This window comes from Maribellus sediminis (assembly GCF_011799805.1).
Classification (GTDB): domain Bacteria; phylum Bacteroidota; class Bacteroidia; order Bacteroidales; family Prolixibacteraceae; genus Draconibacterium; species Draconibacterium sediminis_A.
Genome location: NZ_WXUB01000001.1, coordinates 22,109 through 37,618 on the forward strand (window position 1 = coordinate 22,109; position 15,510 = coordinate 37,618).

A 15,510-nucleotide genomic window follows, 5' to 3' on the forward strand; every position below is an offset into this window, starting at 1 on the left:
TTCTGATATTCTCAGTAGTTAATAATAGAGAATTCGCATGGTCTGATATTCGGTTCTTTTTCATGATGGTTTTACTCGGGTTTGTAATTGTCCATGTTACAAAGATATTTATGCTCCGGCGTTTGGAAAAAGTATTCAACGAACACCGTAATTCCATCACTGTACCTTACCGTTTAATCACTTTTGTCGTTTTTGATATATATTTGGGATGGGAGAATTTTATTTCACTTGCTTAATGACCTATGATTAGATTCATCATTTACCTGATATTGATTTTTTGTTGTCTATTGTGTAATAACCTACAGGCTCAAAATACTGCCATTGATAGCCTTGAAAACCTGCTGCAAAAAGCAGAACATGACACAATAAAAATTGAATTATTGCAAAAGTTAGGGAAGGAATACAATATTGTTTTTAATCACCAAAAAGCACTGGAATTATTCTATGAGCAGTTAGACCTAACGAAAAATTACAGCAATATAGAAGGTGAAATGAAAGCGTATTCAAATTTAGGATATACTTTCAGAATGCTATCTGACTTTAAACTTGCCTTAGCTTATTGTGATTCATCTTTGGAGATCTCATATAACCTGAACGATGATCCTTGGATAGCCTATTTGTTGAACATGAAAGGGGCAGTCTATAATAATTTAGGAGATTGGTCAAAAGCAATTGAAAATTTTCAAAAATCACTTGAAAAAGAAGAAGAGCTAGAACCAAGAAATTTACAGCGAATTGCATATAAATATAGCAACATAGGAAGCATTTACACAAAAGCTGGTAACTATACTGAAAGTCTTAGGTATTTCCAAAAAGCTTTGAAATTACAGGAAAATGATAAAAATGAATTATTCAAAGCCCGAACCTTAAATAATATGTCAAGGCTTTATTATTATTTAGGGAACTATTCATTAGCTCTTGAAGGTTACCAGAAAGCATTACAGATAAAGCAAAAACTCAATCAAAAGCATGAAGTGTTATCAACAATAGGAAGTATTGCAAATGTCTATAAATCGCAAGGTAATTATGATAAGGCTTTACAATACCTTAGGCAGGCTATTAAATTAAGTGAAGAATATGGGTACAAAAATGCGATTCTTTCTTCTCAAAGAGGTATAGGAGAAGTATATCTTTCGCAAAATATTTATGATTCGGCCTATTACTATTTTAATAAAACTTTATCAAACAGCATTGAAATTGGTGCTAAAACTGAAATTGCCCAAGCATACAGATCCTTTGGTGATTATTATGCTAAATTAAATGACAATCCGAAAGCATTGGAAAATTACAAAGAATCCCTTGCCGTGCTTGAGGAAATTAATCATCAAAGTCGAATTGCAATGACATTGGTTGATATTGGTGAGATATATTACAATATGGGCCTTATTGACGATGCCATTAAGAATTGTGAAAAAAGTTTGGAAATTGCAACGCAGAAAAAGCAGAAATTACAAATTCGAAAAGCGAGCAATATTCTAGCAAAGTGCTATGCAGCAAAAGATGATTACAAAAGCGCCTATAATTACCATATACTGTTTAAACAAACCCACGACAGTATTTTTACAGAAGAAAATGTAAAAAAAGTCGCTGGTGTTGAAGCTGGATATGAACTTGAGCGAAAGGAAAACGAAATCGAATTACAGAAATCCGCCATCGAGAAACAAGATATTATTATCAAACAACAGCAGACCCGTCAGAAAGCACTTTGGGGTGGATTGTTTGCAGTATTTGTTATTGTTGTTATTGCAGGTATGGCTTATTTCCGAATTCGAAGTGCCAACCAACAAATCATAATTCAAAAAGCTGAAATTGAGACCCAAAACAAAGAACTGGAAAAACTGAATAAACTAAAGGACAAAATGTTCTCCATAATTGGTCACGATTTGCGGGCTCCGCTTGCCAATTTAAGTACATCGTTAGGAATAATGACCAGCGGGCAGTTTGACCAGTCTCCAGAAAAAGAGGAAAAACTGTTTCAACTACTTTCAGCAGGGACACAATCGGCATTGGGTTTATTGGAGAACCTTTTAACCTGGTCGCGAAGCCAGCAAAATACCATGGCCTTTTCACCCGAAACAATTCATTTATCAGAAGTTGTTGATGAAACCTTCAGCCTTTTGCTTACAAGTGCGGTCAACAAACAAATTGAACTAAAATCGGAAGTTCCTGAAGACCTTTCAGTATATGCTGATAAAAATATGATCAAAACAGTTATCAGGAACCTGGTAAGCAATGCTATTAAATTCTGCAATGAAAATGGTAAGATTGAGGTGTTCTCAAAAACCTATACCGATAAAATTGAAATAGGAGTAAAGGACAACGGAATTGGCATTTCAGAAGAAAATTTATCCAAAGTGCTAAATCCAAACGAGCATATAACAACACATGGTACTAAAAAGGAGAAAGGAGCTGGTTTGGGATTAATTATCTGCAAAGAATTTATTGAAAAAAACAACGGAACTATAAGAGTTGAAAGCAAACCAGGTGAAGGAAGTACTTTTTTTATTACTTTGCCAATAAGTAACGATAGTGACTAATTTAATAATTAATGCAAATTAATTGTATTTCCATAGATGATGACCCGGTAGCCCTAATGAATATTGAACAGTTTATTACTGTTACTCCTTTCTTGAACCTTATAGCAACCTGCGAAAGTGCTTTTGCTGCAATGGAGGTTTTAGATAGAGATAAAGTCGATTTGATTTTCACAGATATTGACATGCCGGAACTTAACGGGATGGAATTTGTAAAATCGTTACTGAACATGCCAAAGGTAGTTTTTACTACATCACACAAAGAATTTGCTGTTGAAGGATTTAGGGTTGATGCGATCGACTATTTAGTGAAACCATTTGATTATAGCCGATTCTTAAACGCAGCAAACAAAGCAAAGAAAATCATCGGTTCAATTGGCCTGGAAAACAAAGTACAATCTGAAAACAATGACCATATTTTTGTTAAATCAGATTATATGATTCTTAAAGCTAAATTTGACGATATCAAATATATCCAAGGAATGCATGAGTATGTTCAAATTCACTTTTTGACCCAAAAACCGATAATGACCCTAATTAGCTTAAAAAAACTTGGTGAGCAATTACCTGGAAATAAGTTTATGCGTGTTCACAAATCATACATTGTAAATCTTAACCACATCACCACTATTGAACGCAATAAAATAGTCTACCAAGATAATGTGAGGATTCCTGTGGGTGAGAGTTTTAAAAAGAAATTTCAGGAATTTATTGATAAAAAATTACTTGGTTAAATTTGTTCCGCCAGTTTTTATTGATTATACTCCATTTTTGTATATATCGGGAAGGTGAGTGTTTTCCACTCAATCCGGTATTGCCAGGATAAGATTATTGAATTATGAATTTGAATAAAAACAGAGGTATGAAGACAAATTGACCAAGTTATCCCGACGGAACTTGAACCAGCGTCGCAATCGTACCAATATGGAAAATCATTAATCTACAACTAAATACCACAAATAATATAAAAATTGACTTTTGTATAGCTTCTTGAATATAAATTTTTGATTGCACTTTAAGTATCTCGCAATAAAACAAAACTGATAAATTACATTTTTAAATCAAACCTCTTATTTTCTTAATATCCTCCGAAATTTTCGTATCGAGAATACGGGCATAAATTTGTGTAGTCTTTAGTGAACTATGTCCTAAAATCTTGGAAACGGTTTCAATAGGTACCCCATTGGTTAATGTTATTGTTGTTGCAAATGTATGCCTGGCTACATGCATTGATAGATTTTTTTTAATTCCGCATATATCAGCAATTTCTTTTAAATATGCATTCATTTTTTGGTTTGAATTCACTGGCAGCAATAGCCCTTTTGAAACATTTATTGGATAGTTTTTATAGCGCTTCAGAATGCTTTTTGCAGCAGGCAATAATGGAACTCTGCATCTTGATCCATTTTTTGTTCGGTCTATAATAATCCATTTATTACCATCGTTTCCGGTTCTTATATGTTGTTTTGCCAACTTTGAAATATCAGCATAAGACAGTCCTGTATAACAGGCAAATAGAAAAATGTCTCTAACAATAGCAAGCCGTTCAATCTCAATCTTTTTTTTCCTTATTTTCTTTAATTCCTTTTGAGTTAAAAATTCACGTTTCGGTTGTTCTGTTTTTACCTGAAACTTTAGATACGGATTCGTTGAAAGATAATCCATGGCAACTGCAATATTCAATACTTTCTTCATGTGTTTATGATAACACCAGGCAGTATTTACACTGTTGTTGTATTTGGTTTTTAGGTATACATCAAAATCATTAATAAACTTATAACCTATGTAGCTAAGGTTCCACTCCTTCTTCCCATAGACGTCAGATAAAAAGTTTAAAAGCCGGTTTTTTGAGGTTTTATAATGTTTGAGCGTTGTAGCTGAAAATCCTTTGCCAATATTTGATTCAATCGTGTTCATATAAACACCAAACATTTCAACTATTCCATGCTCTTCTTCTATGCCGCAAAGTTTGTTTTTAATATCAACTACATCAAACTTTTTGTTCCCGGCTTCAAACTGATTATAAATATCAAGAATATTAGAAGCTACTTTATCAAGACGATTATTAGTTGTCTTCGCTAAACTTGATGAGCCAGTCATTCTTTCTTTTGATATATCCCAGGAATTCTGATCAACAAATATCTTTGTCGATAATTCAGCACGTTTTCCATTGAGCGTAAACCTGACATAAACGGGGTAAGTTCTGTCTTCCCGCTTCTTTGATTTTTTAAGTAAAAATGCAATTGTAATCCTCATAATCCATAAATTTTAACAATTTAGGTCTCGCTCACTGTCTAAAAATACATTATAAATGCCACTTTTGAAACAGTAAAACGAACCAAATTAAACCAATTAAAATGAAATGAATCAGCGAGTTACAGTGTTTAGCGAGACCTATCGAGTCTATTTAACCATAGGTCTCGATTTTGTCGCATTTTAGATGCTTTTAAAGCACTTTTATTGATATTTATGCTAAATAAAAAAGCGCTTAAATCATTGATTTTAAGCGCTTTTAATGTTTTTTGGTATTTCACCAAGTACCCGGGGCGGGAATCGAACCCGCACTCCGTTGCCAGAACTGGATTTTGAATCCAGCGCGTCTACCAATTCCGCCACCCGGGCTTTTCCTTTGTGGAAAATTGGTGTGCAAAACTAATTATTTCACCCGAATCAGCAAAATATTATATCGAAATTTGTTTTTTACTGTCGATGTGTTTTACCACTTTGCCATAAATGATTAATGAAATAGCAGATACTGAGGCAATTCCAACAAAGTAGAACCAAATGTAATGGGCATTCACCGAAGCGGCTTCCCATTCAGCATGAGTGTCAAAAAGTATTGGGTCGGGACAATATTTGGTAAGCAGCCAGCCCGATAAGCCAAATCCCAGTATAGAAGAAAGGAACGAATGCAAATGACTAAAACCAAGGTAAAGTCCTTCTTCGCCTTTTGGTGCCTGCAGCGAAAAATACTCGAGGTAACGTGGTGAAATAAATGTTTCGGCCAAACCCTGGAAAACAATCCCAACTACCATCATAAATGCTACCGGGTGCATCCCTAAAATAGGTTCGCTGCCCATTAAGTGCCCCGATGCCATACTTAATGCCGACACGGGCATGATAAACATTCCGACCGACATGGAGAACAGCGAGGTTTTATTACGCATCATTTGAGTAACAAGGCCAACCGTCAGAAACACTACCAACGGATTAACGTTGGCAAACCACGAAATGGCGCTATCTTCTCCGGCAAGGCGCAATACATATTTCGGCATGGTGGCATACAATTGATGCTGAACCATCCAAAAACCCGTTATGATGAGGATTAAAATAATCAGGCGGGCGTTACCAAGTACTTTCAATAGTGCATGAAAAATCTGGCTAAAGCTTTTTGGCTCTTCCTGCGAACGGCTGGCTTTATAGAAAAATAAAACTAAGATTACAGCCAGGGCAGTAACTCCCGCGGCAAAGTAATTAAGTGTTACCAATCCTTCGTTGCCCATAGCGTCGCGAAGCGGTTTTACAATGGTTTTTCCGGAGAAAGCACCAATATTTACCATCATATAAAAAATGGAATAACCCTGTGCACGGGTATCTTTTGTGGTTTCGCGGGCTACCGTTCCGGTAATACACGATTTAATAAACGAACCGCCAATCATTATCACAATCATAATCGGGATGATGATCCATTTGAGGTTGCTTTCGCGCAGCCCGTGAAACTGCGTGGTTTTGGTATATTCTACCAAACCTGCCGATTCGAGCATGGTAGGCAATACACCCATCGCCAGGTAGCCAACAGAAAGCAAAGAGAAGGCGATTAGCAAGGATCGTTTAAATCCTATCTTATCGGCAATAGCTCCTGCAAAAGTGGGTAAGAGGTATAATCCGGCTGAAAACGAACCGGCCAGCATTGCAGCCTGAAAATCGTTAAATCCTAAAATCCGCGATAAATACAGCGTGATTACAATAAATACTCCGTAGTACGCAGCCCTTTCAAGTAATTCCACTGCATTGGCTACCCAAAATGCCTTGGGAAATGTCACTTTTACTTTCTTTTCCATGTTTATGCTATAAAATTGTGAGCGTAAAAATAGTATCTTAAACCACTTCACAAAATGACATATTTTATAAACATAAATTTCGTGTTTCGCAGCGAAATACTTTTTTCTAACTTAGCAAGAATCAATTGAGTAAGCCGGAATGAACCAATTCGAAGAACAAACCATTTTCGAAGATCTGAAAAAAGGAAAAGAACAGGCTTTTGAGCAACTGTTTAAACGCTATTACCAGGCACTGTGTACTTATGCAACGCAGCTTCTGCAGGACGATGACGCAGCAGAAGAAATCGTACAGGACTTTTTTGTGAAACTGTGGGAAAAGCGAAATTCAATCACCATCGAAACCTCGTTGAAAAGCTATCTGTTTCGTTCGGTTAAAAATCATAGCCTGAATCGGATTAAACACGAAAAAATAAAAACACAACACGCGCAGCATGTAATCGCCGAAGCAGAAATGAACGACTACGACGATCAGTTTTTAGAGGTTGATCTGAAAAAAGACATCGAAGAAAGTATTGCTGCCCTGCCTGAAAAACGGCGCGAAATTTTTCGCCTGAGTCGCGAAGAAGGATTGAAATACCGCGAAATCGCAGAAAAATTAAACCTGTCGGTAAAAACTGTTGAGGCTCAAATGGGGTTGGCAATCAAATCATTACGAGATAAACTAAAAAAATATAATTCCTTTATTTTCTTTTTAAGCTGTTTTCGGAAGAAAGCGGTTTAGGGGTAAATTATTTGTGCATTGTCATTTTAATGAATGGGAAAGATGGAGAATATAGAAAATCGGAATTGGGAATTGGTGGCCAAATACCTGGCCGGAGAAACCAATAACCACGAAAATCTGGAAGTTGAGGCCTGGTTGAAGGAATCGGAAGAAAATCGTAAAGCATTTGAAGAAAGCAAAAAAGCGCTGAAAAAAACGAATGCTTACTACCGCTCGAATCGATTTAACACCAACGAGGCCTGGAAAAATGTATATGCACAAACAGCCCGGTCGCAAGGCAAAACCGTTCAGTTTAAAAAGAAAAGAAAGGAGGCAATATCACAGTTTTACAAATATGCTGCGGTTATTGTTCTGGCGCTTTTACTGGGATCTGTTGGCTATTATATTGGTTTTATTAACCGGGTGCCGGCAATTTACAGCGAGATTATTTCGGCAGATAAACAGGTGTTGCAAGAGTATGTTTTACCCGACGGCTCAGTGGTTGCGCTAAACAGCAACTCGAAGCTTACGTTCCCCAAAAAATTCAGGGGCGATGTTCGTGAAGTGAGCATTGAAGGTGAAGCATTTTTCGATGTAGTGCCAAATGCTGAAAAGCCTTTTGTAATTAACGCCGGCGATGCGCAGGTGAAAGTTTTAGGTACCTCTTTTACCGTGAACGCATACCCCGAAAATGAGACCGTGGAAGTAATTGTGAAAACCGGCAAAGTGCAGGTAATTAGCAAAAACACTGAAAAGGAGACAAACAACAGGGAGGTATTTCTTACTCCCGGGGAAAAAGGAACACTGTTTACCGTAAATCATACCATCGAAAAATCGGTAAATACTGACCCAAATTTCCTGTCGTGGAAAACGCATGACCTTGTTTTTGACAATGTGCCGCTGGGTGAAGTCATCCGGTGCCTCGAGAAGACCTATCACATCGAGATCCAGTTGTCAGAACCAGAGCTGAGTGACCTGAGGTATGAAGGCCATTTCGATCAGAAACCCGCGAAGTTCGTATTGGATATAATACGGCTCACATTCAATCTCGATCTAACGGGCGACGAAGAACATTTTGTGTTGGCGAGCCGTAAAAACTAAGAGTGTGTCAAAACAGACACGATCAATAAAGCAATAAAGTTATGAAGACAATATGGATTAAAATAAAAAACCTCGCCTGGCTGGTAATTTTGGTACTTTTTTTAGCGCCTAATTTCGCACAGGCACAGGAGGAAAAGAGCCAGTCGCTCGATCAAAACATCAGTATTTATGCTGAAGACGAGCCGCTTTCGAGTGTAATAGAGAAAATCTGCAAGTACCTCGACATCGATTACCAATACAATTCGCAGGATCTTGCCGATAAGAAAATCAGTTTGAACGTTTCGAACAAGCCCATTAAATATGTGCTCGATAAACTGATGAACGATTTTTACCTGCTCTTCGAAATTGAAGATAACCTGCTGGTGGTTCGCGATTATGTTCCGCTCGATAAAAGTATGGAACTGGACAGGAACACCCAACAGTTTTACGCAAACAACCGTGGTTTTATGTTCGACGATCCACGTGATAAACGGCTGACCATCAAATTCAAATCGGCCAGTAACCTGATTATTATCCCGGTAAACATTAACGATTCGGACACCTTGAATTTTATTCTGGATACAGGCGTTCGTTTCCCGATAATCACCGAGCTGCCATTTGTAAACAAGTTGAACCTGAATTACATGATGCCGGTGAAAATTAAAGGTTTGGACGAAGGTGAAGGGCTGACTGCGTATCGCTCAGGAAACAATTCCTTGCACATTAACGGAATAACGGCTCGTAACCAGGAGGTTCAAATGATTATCGACGAAGATTTTCAGATTTCGCACATGCTGGGAATTCCTGTACACGGGCTGATCGGATTTAACCTGTTCAAAGACTTTGTGGTTGAAATCGATTATCACGATGAAGAACTTGTATTGTACAAACCTGAGTATTACAAATACCGCGATCGCAAAAACGACATCATTTTACCGCTGCATTTTGACGGCACAAAACCATTCGTGCGCACCTCCATCGTAACCGATTCCTTGAAGGAAGTTCCTGTAAAATTATTGGTTGATACAGGCGCCAGCGACGCGTTGTGGCTTTCAGAAAGTTCGGATGAACGGATTAAAATTCCGGAAAAGCATATGGAAACTTTCCTGGGAAGAGGTTTGAGTGGCGATCTTTACGGAACAAAAGGACGGATCGATGCCATTTGGGTAGGGCCATTGTTGCTTACTCAGCCAATTGTTGCATTCCCCGACTCTAAACTGATTGATAGCCTGATCACGTCGAACGACCGGAACGGAACCATTGGTGCCGAAATCCTTCGCAGGTTCTACGTCACTGTCGACTATCGTAACAGCCGACTGACTTTGCGACCCACGAATCGAATAAAAGAAGATTTTAATTATAACATGAGTGGCATGGAAGTAATTAATCCGATACCCGGGTTACCGGTGTACACCATTGCCGATGTTACCGAAAATTCGCCCGCTTATTTCGCAGGTATTCAGAAAGATGACCAAATCCTGTCTATCAATAGCAGCAGCCATAAGTCGCTGGAATTGAATGATATTAACTTACTGCTTCAAAGCAAGGAAAACAAGAAAATTAAAGTAAAAGTGCTGCGTGACGGCGAAGAAATAAAAACTTCTTTTGAGCTGAAAAAGATGTTTTAATGCATCGATATAAAATTGTCATATCCGTAACCATCCTGTTGCTCTCTTTAGTTTCAAAGGGCCAGCAACAGGATGGTTCTGTTTTTGAACGGCGTGTGACAATTAAACAGGATAAACAGGTTTTGGAAACCATTCTGGACCAAATCAGCTGGCAGGCTGAAGTTTATTTTTCATACGACGCTGCTGCCGTCAATACAGATCGGAAAGTATCGGTTGATGTGGTAAATAAATCGCTGTATCATGTGTTGAATCAGCTTTTCGAGCCTGAAAAATATTTGCTACGGGAGCGCGAAAACCAAATCATCATAACAAAAAAGGAGCGACGAGCCGATCCGGTTGTCGCACAGAACGACACTATACCGGTGAAATACTTTTTCCTGAAAGGTCGCTTAATAGAGGCCCGGCGCGAAAAGCCCGTTCCCTATGCTTCCGTATCTGTGTTTAATAAGCCAATTGGTACAATCTCAAATGCCGATGGCGAATTCCTGTTAAAACTGCATCCTGATAATATTCGCGATACGGTGGTGATCTCGTGTATGGGATATGCCCAAATCCTGATTCCGGCCTACAAGTTGCTCGACGAGGATCTGTTGATTCTTGAGCCTGTTTCAATTCGTATTAAGGAGGTTCGTATAACTGCTATCACTCCCGATCATCTGCTGGCCAGGATTCGTCAGAACCTGGAGAAGAATTACAGTACACAAACCAAACTGATGAAAGGTTTTTACCGCGAAACAGTTCAGCAGGATGGAAACTATATAAGTGTTTCGGAAGCGGTGATCGATGTATTGAAATCGCCCTATAACAATGGCCTTCGTAACGACCTGGTTCGCTTGGTAAAAGGCCGGAAAAGCCCGGATGTTCAGCCTTTTCGCTGGCTGAATTTTAAAATGCAGGGCGGGCCTTTCACCATTGTTCAGCTCGATGTGGTGAAAACGGTTGAAAGTTTCATTCATGCCAGTTATCAAAACTCGTATAGATATGAAATTACAAAGGTGATCTGGTATCACGAGCAACCTGTTTATGTGGTACATTTCGAACCTATTTCTCCCGATGTTTTTCCGGGATTTATTGGCGAAATGTATGTACATCGCGAAACCTTCGCCATTGTTCATGCCGAATTCCGTTTTAATAAAAGCAGTTTGAATGAGGCTACCAGTATCATGATCAAGAAAAAGCCGCGCGGAGTAAAGGCGCGTCCTTCGTATGTGCAGTACACGGTAAACTACCAGCAATATCAAGGTAAATGGCATCTTTCAACTGCCCAGGCATCCGTGAGTTTTAAAGTGAGGAGCAAGCGTGATAAGCTAAATTCTGAATTTCACAGTGTCTCCGATCTCCTGATCACCGACATTCAGCCTACGGATTTGAAGCGGTTTCCGGGTGAAGAGCGTTTTACCCAAAGCGATGTGTTTGTTGAAAAACTGGGTAATTTCGACGGAGAATTCTGGGAAAACTATAACATCATAAAACCCGACGAGGATTTGCGTGAAGCTTTTAAGAAATCGGAATAAGACAAGCTCTTCTGCTTAACCCAAAAATCCTGCAAAATTTAAAAGGTATTTTTCAATATTTTAGCAATACCCCTGTGCTGAAAATTGCTTCCTTTAAAAAGAGTTGCTAATTTTAGCTGCAATTCTAAATCAACTAAAAAATTCTAAGAATGAACAGGAAACTTCGGATGGGAATGGTCGGTGGAGGAACCGACGCATTTATTGGCGCCATACATCGTTTGGCTGCTTTAATGGATAACCAGATAGAACTTGTCTGTGGTTGTTTCAGCGTAAATCCTAAAATTTCAAAAGAATCAGGAAAACTTTATTTTCTTCCTGAGGAACGTGTTTATGATACTTACCAGGAAATGTTTGAAAAAGAAGCACAGCTTCCTGAAGGCGAACGAATGGATTTTGTATCCATTGTTACGCCAAATTTTGTGCATTTCGATCCGGCGGTTATGGCCTTGGATCATGGGTTCAACGTGGTGCTCGACAAACCTATCACCTTTACATTGGAGGAAGCACTGAAGCTAAAGGAGAAGATTGATGATACCGGATTAACATTTGCCTTAACGCACACTTATTCGGGATATCCGGCTGTTAAACAAGCAAAGCAAATGATTGCCGAAGGCCGTTTCGGAAAGATCAGAAAAGTATTTGTTGAATATCCGCAAGGATGGCTTTCATCAAAATTAGAAGATACGGGCAATCCTCAGGCGAGCTGGCGTACTGACCCTAAGAAATCGGGGAAAGCAGGCTGTATGGGCGACATCGGCACTCATGCACATCATTTGGCAGAATACATAACCGGGTTGAAAGTAACGGAGATCTGTGCCACCCTAAACGTTTTTGTTCCCAATCGCTTACTCGATGATGACGGTGCTGCTTTTATGCGTTTTGATAATGGCGCACAGGGGGTTTTGATGGCCACTCAAATTGCAGCCGGCGAAGAAAATGCCATTCGCATTCGTGTTTACGGCGATAAAGGTGGTTTGGACTGGGAACAGATGGAACCGAATTCATTAAAATTAAAATGGACGGATAAACCCATGCAGATTATGCGTGTGGGAACAAGTATGGATACGGCCATTGCAGCACACAATACACGTACTCCGGGCGGACATCCGGAAGGTTATCTCGAAGCCTTTGCCAACATTTACCGCAATTTCGCCCTCACGGTTAGAGCAAAAGCAAACGGTGAAGAACCTACTGCTGAAATGCTTGATTTTCCTGGTGTTGAAGACGGAATCCGTGGCATGCAATTTATCGATACCGTGGTTAGTGCCGGATATAACAATGAAGTTAAATGGGTGAAATTCGGCGATATAATTTAATTTTTTGACTTTATTACTGAACTACAAACTTTAAACTAAAAGTTATGGCAAGACCTGTTACAATATTCACCGGGCAGTGGGCCGATTTGCCACTCGAGACCATGTGTCAAAAAGCCAAAGAATTTGGTTACGATGGTTTGGAACTGTGTACCTGGGGCGATCATATGGAAGTGGCCAAAGCCGATCAGGCTTACTGCGACGACCGTAAGGCCTTACTCGATAAATACGGCCTTCAACTTTATTCCATTTCTGCCCATCTCGATGGACAGTGCGTTTGCGATCCAATCGATCAGCGGCATAAAAGCATTGCCAGTCCGCATGTTTGGGGCGATGGCGATCCGGAAGGAGTGCGTCAGCGGGCTGCGGAAGAAATGGTTAAAACCGCTGAAGTTGCTAAGCGCTTAGGAATAAGTACTGTGAACGGTTTTACCGGAAGTCCGATTTGGCACCTGCTGTATTCGTTTCCGCCGGTAAGTGCGGAAATGATTGAAGAGGGTTATGCCGATTTTGCACGTCGTTGGAAACCGATCCTCGATGAGTATCAAAGCCTGGGAATAAAATTTGCCCTTGAGGCTCATCCCACCGAGATTGCTTTTGATATACACACAGCACATCTCGCGTTAAAAGCGCTCGATTATCATCCGGCATTTGGTTTTAATTTCGATCCAAGCCACTTTGGTTACCAACATGTCGACTATGTTCGTTTTATCTACGAATTTGCCGACCGCATTTTCCACGTTCACATGAAAGACGCCTACTGGAGCGATGTGCCGATGGGAGTTGGTGTTTTTGGTGGCCATATGGAATTTGGAGACAATCGTCGTTACTGGAATTTCAGAAGCCTCGGACGTGGAAAGATCAATTTCGAGAATATTATCAGGGCGCTTAATGACGTTGGTTATGGCGGACCACTATCGGTTGAATGGGAAGATAGTGGAATGGACAGGGAACACGGTGCTGCAGAGGCTTGCGCTTTCGTAAAAAAAGTGGACTTTGCACCTTCTGATTTTGCATTCGATGATGCTATGCAGAAATAGGACTTCAAATAGAATATAACCTACATGATCGTTACGATCACCAACTAATTTATTATGACAGATAGAAGAGAATTTATTAAAACCACAGCGATGGCTACCGCCGGTGTAACCATGGTAGCAGGGATGCCCATGGCGATGAATTCATGTGCCGGTGCTAACGACAAACTGGTATGTGCCGCGATTGGTGTGAACGGAATGGGCTTTGCCGATTTGCAAGCTTTTTTGCGTCAGGAAAATACGGAGTGTGCTGCACTTTGCGATGTTGATGAGAATGTATTGAACAGACGCATTGCCGACGTAGAAAAAATTCAGGGAACTAAACCGAAGGGATTTAAAGATTTCAGAAAGTTGCTTGAAGAGCCCGGTATTGATGTGATCATTATCGGTACGCCCGATCACTGGCATACGCTTCCATTTGTGTATGCTGCCCAGGAAGGCAAGCAAATTTATTGCGAGAAACCTCTTGCAAACACCATCGAAGAGATCAATGTGATGGAGCGCGCACAGCAGCGTTACGGAAATATTGTACAGGTAGGCCAGTGGCAACGAAGCGATAAACACTGGCTCGATGCTGTAGATTTTGTACACTCGGGGAAATTGGGGCAAATCCGTGCAGTTCGTACCTGGTCGTATCAGGGTTGGATGAAATCGATTCCGGTTAAACCCGATGGTCCGGTTCCCGAAGGTGTAGATTACGATTTCTGGCTCGGACCGGCAAAAGCAAGGCCGTTCAATCCAAACCGTTTTCATTTCAACTTTCGCTGGTTCTGGGATTATGCCGGTGGTTTGATGACCGACTGGGGTGTGCATATCATCGATTTTGGCTTGTTCGGAATGAATGCAAAAGCACCAAAATCGGTAATGTCGATGGGAGGAAAATACGGTTACCCGGATGATGCTGCGGAAACACCAGATACCATGCAGGCACTTTTCGAATTCGACGATTATACCATGTTGTGGGATCATGCTACCAACATCGATGGAGGATATTACGGACGAAGCCATGGCGTTGGTTTTGTGGGCAATAACGGTACTTTGGTTGTCGATCGTGGCGGTTGGGAAGTAATTCCTGAAGGTGGTAAAAACCCAAGAATGGATCGCGTGGAATTAACAAAAGGCGATGGCCAGGGATTAAATAACCACATGGAAAACTTTGTGGATTGCATCCGGAAAGGAAGTACAGATACGAACTGCCACATTGGTATTGCCGCAAATACTGCTCGTGTAGCCCACCTTGGAAACATTGCCCTTAAAACCGGCGAACGTTTGTACTGGGATGCCGAAAACAGCAAGTTCATCGGTAACGAAAAAGCAAATGTGTACCTGACTCCAAACTACAGAGCTCCCTGGGTATTGCCAAAAATCTGATCGTTTTCTCTTATCACGATAGTTAAAGCAGATTCAATTTTGAGTCTGCTTTTTTGTTGTTTAATATTGAAAAGGTAAGTATGAAAATTATGCAACAAAGAAATACTATATAACTAGTAGTGTGTGATTTTGGTATTGAAGAAAACAGCCAGGATTTAAATGGTTTAGGAGTTAAACAGACCAGTATAATTTACCTGCACTATTCCGTTCAAACAATCAATACCGACATCATGATTATATATCATAAGGAATTATATAAGTGGCACTAAAAC

General features: G+C 39.9%; 11 protein-coding genes and 1 tRNA gene. 9 read left to right on the forward strand and 3 right to left on the reverse strand.

The annotated features are described in order from the left end of the window. Window positions 1-242 precede the first annotated feature (242 nt). Window positions 243-2,537 carry a tetratricopeptide repeat protein gene (locus HFD85_RS00035; protein WP_167604561.1) on the forward strand — a complete coding sequence of 765 codons (2,295 nt, stop codon included), beginning with the start codon at window positions 243-245 and terminating at the stop codon, window positions 2,535-2,537. Window positions 2,538-2,548: 11 nt separating this feature from the next. Next, window positions 2,549-3,268 carry a LytR/AlgR family response regulator transcription factor gene (locus tag HFD85_RS00040; protein ID WP_167604562.1) on the forward strand — a complete coding sequence of 240 codons (720 nt, stop codon included), beginning with the start codon at window positions 2,549-2,551 and terminating at the stop codon, window positions 3,266-3,268. Window positions 3,269-3,590: 322 nt separating this feature from the next. Here HFD85_RS00040 and HFD85_RS00045 read toward each other — a convergent pair whose 3' ends face one another. The 3 genes from HFD85_RS00045 to HFD85_RS00055 form a co-directional block, all read right to left on the reverse strand. Beyond that, window positions 3,591-4,790: a site-specific integrase gene (locus tag HFD85_RS00045; protein ID WP_167604563.1), complete on the reverse strand. Its 1,200-nt coding sequence runs from the start codon at window positions 4,788-4,790 to the stop codon at window positions 3,591-3,593. Between the two features lie 282 nt (window positions 4,791-5,072). After that, window positions 5,073-5,156, reverse strand: a tRNA-Leu gene (locus HFD85_RS00050). 59 nt (window positions 5,157-5,215) lie between these two features. Continuing rightward, window positions 5,216-6,595 (reverse strand): MFS transporter, encoded by a 1,380-nt coding sequence (locus tag HFD85_RS00055; protein ID WP_167604564.1) that lies wholly within the window; start codon window positions 6,593-6,595, stop codon window positions 5,216-5,218. A gap of 139 nt (window positions 6,596-6,734) precedes the next feature. Here HFD85_RS00055 and HFD85_RS00060 point away from each other — a divergent pair, with 139 nt between their 5' ends. The 7 genes from HFD85_RS00060 (at window position 6,735) to HFD85_RS00090 (ending at window position 15,238) form a co-directional block, all read left to right on the forward strand. Beyond that, window positions 6,735-7,316 carry an RNA polymerase sigma-70 factor gene (locus tag HFD85_RS00060; protein WP_167604565.1) on the forward strand — a complete coding sequence of 194 codons (582 nt, stop codon included), beginning with the start codon at window positions 6,735-6,737 and terminating at the stop codon, window positions 7,314-7,316. Between the two features lie 42 nt (window positions 7,317-7,358). Continuing rightward, on the forward strand, window positions 7,359-8,396 hold the full coding sequence (locus HFD85_RS00065) for a FecR family protein (RefSeq protein ID WP_167604566.1): 1,038 nt from the start codon (window positions 7,359-7,361) through the stop codon (window positions 8,394-8,396). Between the two features lie 41 nt (window positions 8,397-8,437). Continuing rightward, a complete protein-coding gene (locus tag HFD85_RS00070) occupies window positions 8,438-10,003 on the forward strand; it encodes an aspartyl protease family protein (RefSeq protein ID WP_167604567.1) in 1,566 nt (521 codons plus the stop codon). Continuing rightward, complete coding sequence (locus HFD85_RS00075) at window positions 10,003-11,517, forward strand: STN and carboxypeptidase regulatory-like domain-containing protein (protein WP_167604568.1); 1,515 nt, start codon at window positions 10,003-10,005, stop codon at window positions 11,515-11,517. Before HFD85_RS00070 ends, HFD85_RS00075 begins: the two co-directional genes overlap by 1 nt. 149 nt (window positions 11,518-11,666) lie before the next feature. Continuing rightward, window positions 11,667-12,833 carry a Gfo/Idh/MocA family protein gene (locus tag HFD85_RS00080; RefSeq protein WP_206081818.1) on the forward strand — a complete coding sequence of 389 codons (1,167 nt, stop codon included), beginning with the start codon at window positions 11,667-11,669 and terminating at the stop codon, window positions 12,831-12,833. A 44-nt stretch (window positions 12,834-12,877) separates the two neighbouring features. Further along, on the forward strand, window positions 12,878-13,870 hold the full coding sequence (locus HFD85_RS00085; protein ID WP_167604569.1) for a sugar phosphate isomerase/epimerase family protein: 993 nt from the start codon (window positions 12,878-12,880) through the stop codon (window positions 13,868-13,870). Window positions 13,871-13,924: 54 nt separating this feature from the next. After that, a complete protein-coding gene (locus HFD85_RS00090; RefSeq protein WP_167604570.1) occupies window positions 13,925-15,238 on the forward strand; it encodes a Gfo/Idh/MocA family protein in 1,314 nt (437 codons plus the stop codon). Window positions 15,239-15,510 lie beyond the last annotated feature (272 nt).

Coding starts and splice junctions, on each gene's coding strand:
- HFD85_RS00070 (WP_167604567.1), top strand. CDS start 8,438: ATGAAGACAATATGGATTAAAATAAAAAACCTCGCCTGGCTGGTAATT.
- HFD85_RS00085 (WP_167604569.1), top strand. CDS start 12,878: ATGGCAAGACCTGTTACAATATTCACCGGGCAGTGGGCCGATTTGCCA.
- HFD85_RS00055 (WP_167604564.1), bottom strand. CDS start 6,595: ATGGAAAAGAAAGTAAAAGTGACATTTCCCAAGGCATTTTGGGTAGCC.
- HFD85_RS00080 (WP_206081818.1), top strand. CDS start 11,667: ATGAACAGGAAACTTCGGATGGGAATGGTCGGTGGAGGAACCGACGCA.
- HFD85_RS00060 (WP_167604565.1), top strand. CDS start 6,735: ATGAACCAATTCGAAGAACAAACCATTTTCGAAGATCTGAAAAAAGGA.
- HFD85_RS00075 (WP_167604568.1), top strand. CDS start 10,003: ATGCATCGATATAAAATTGTCATATCCGTAACCATCCTGTTGCTCTCT.
- HFD85_RS00035 (WP_167604561.1), top strand. CDS start 243: ATGATTAGATTCATCATTTACCTGATATTGATTTTTTGTTGTCTATTG.
- HFD85_RS00065 (WP_167604566.1), top strand. CDS start 7,359: ATGGAGAATATAGAAAATCGGAATTGGGAATTGGTGGCCAAATACCTG.
- HFD85_RS00090 (WP_167604570.1), top strand. CDS start 13,925: ATGACAGATAGAAGAGAATTTATTAAAACCACAGCGATGGCTACCGCC.
- HFD85_RS00040 (WP_167604562.1), top strand. CDS start 2,549: ATGCAAATTAATTGTATTTCCATAGATGATGACCCGGTAGCCCTAATG.
- HFD85_RS00045 (WP_167604563.1), bottom strand. CDS start 4,790: ATGAGGATTACAATTGCATTTTTACTTAAAAAATCAAAGAAGCGGGAA.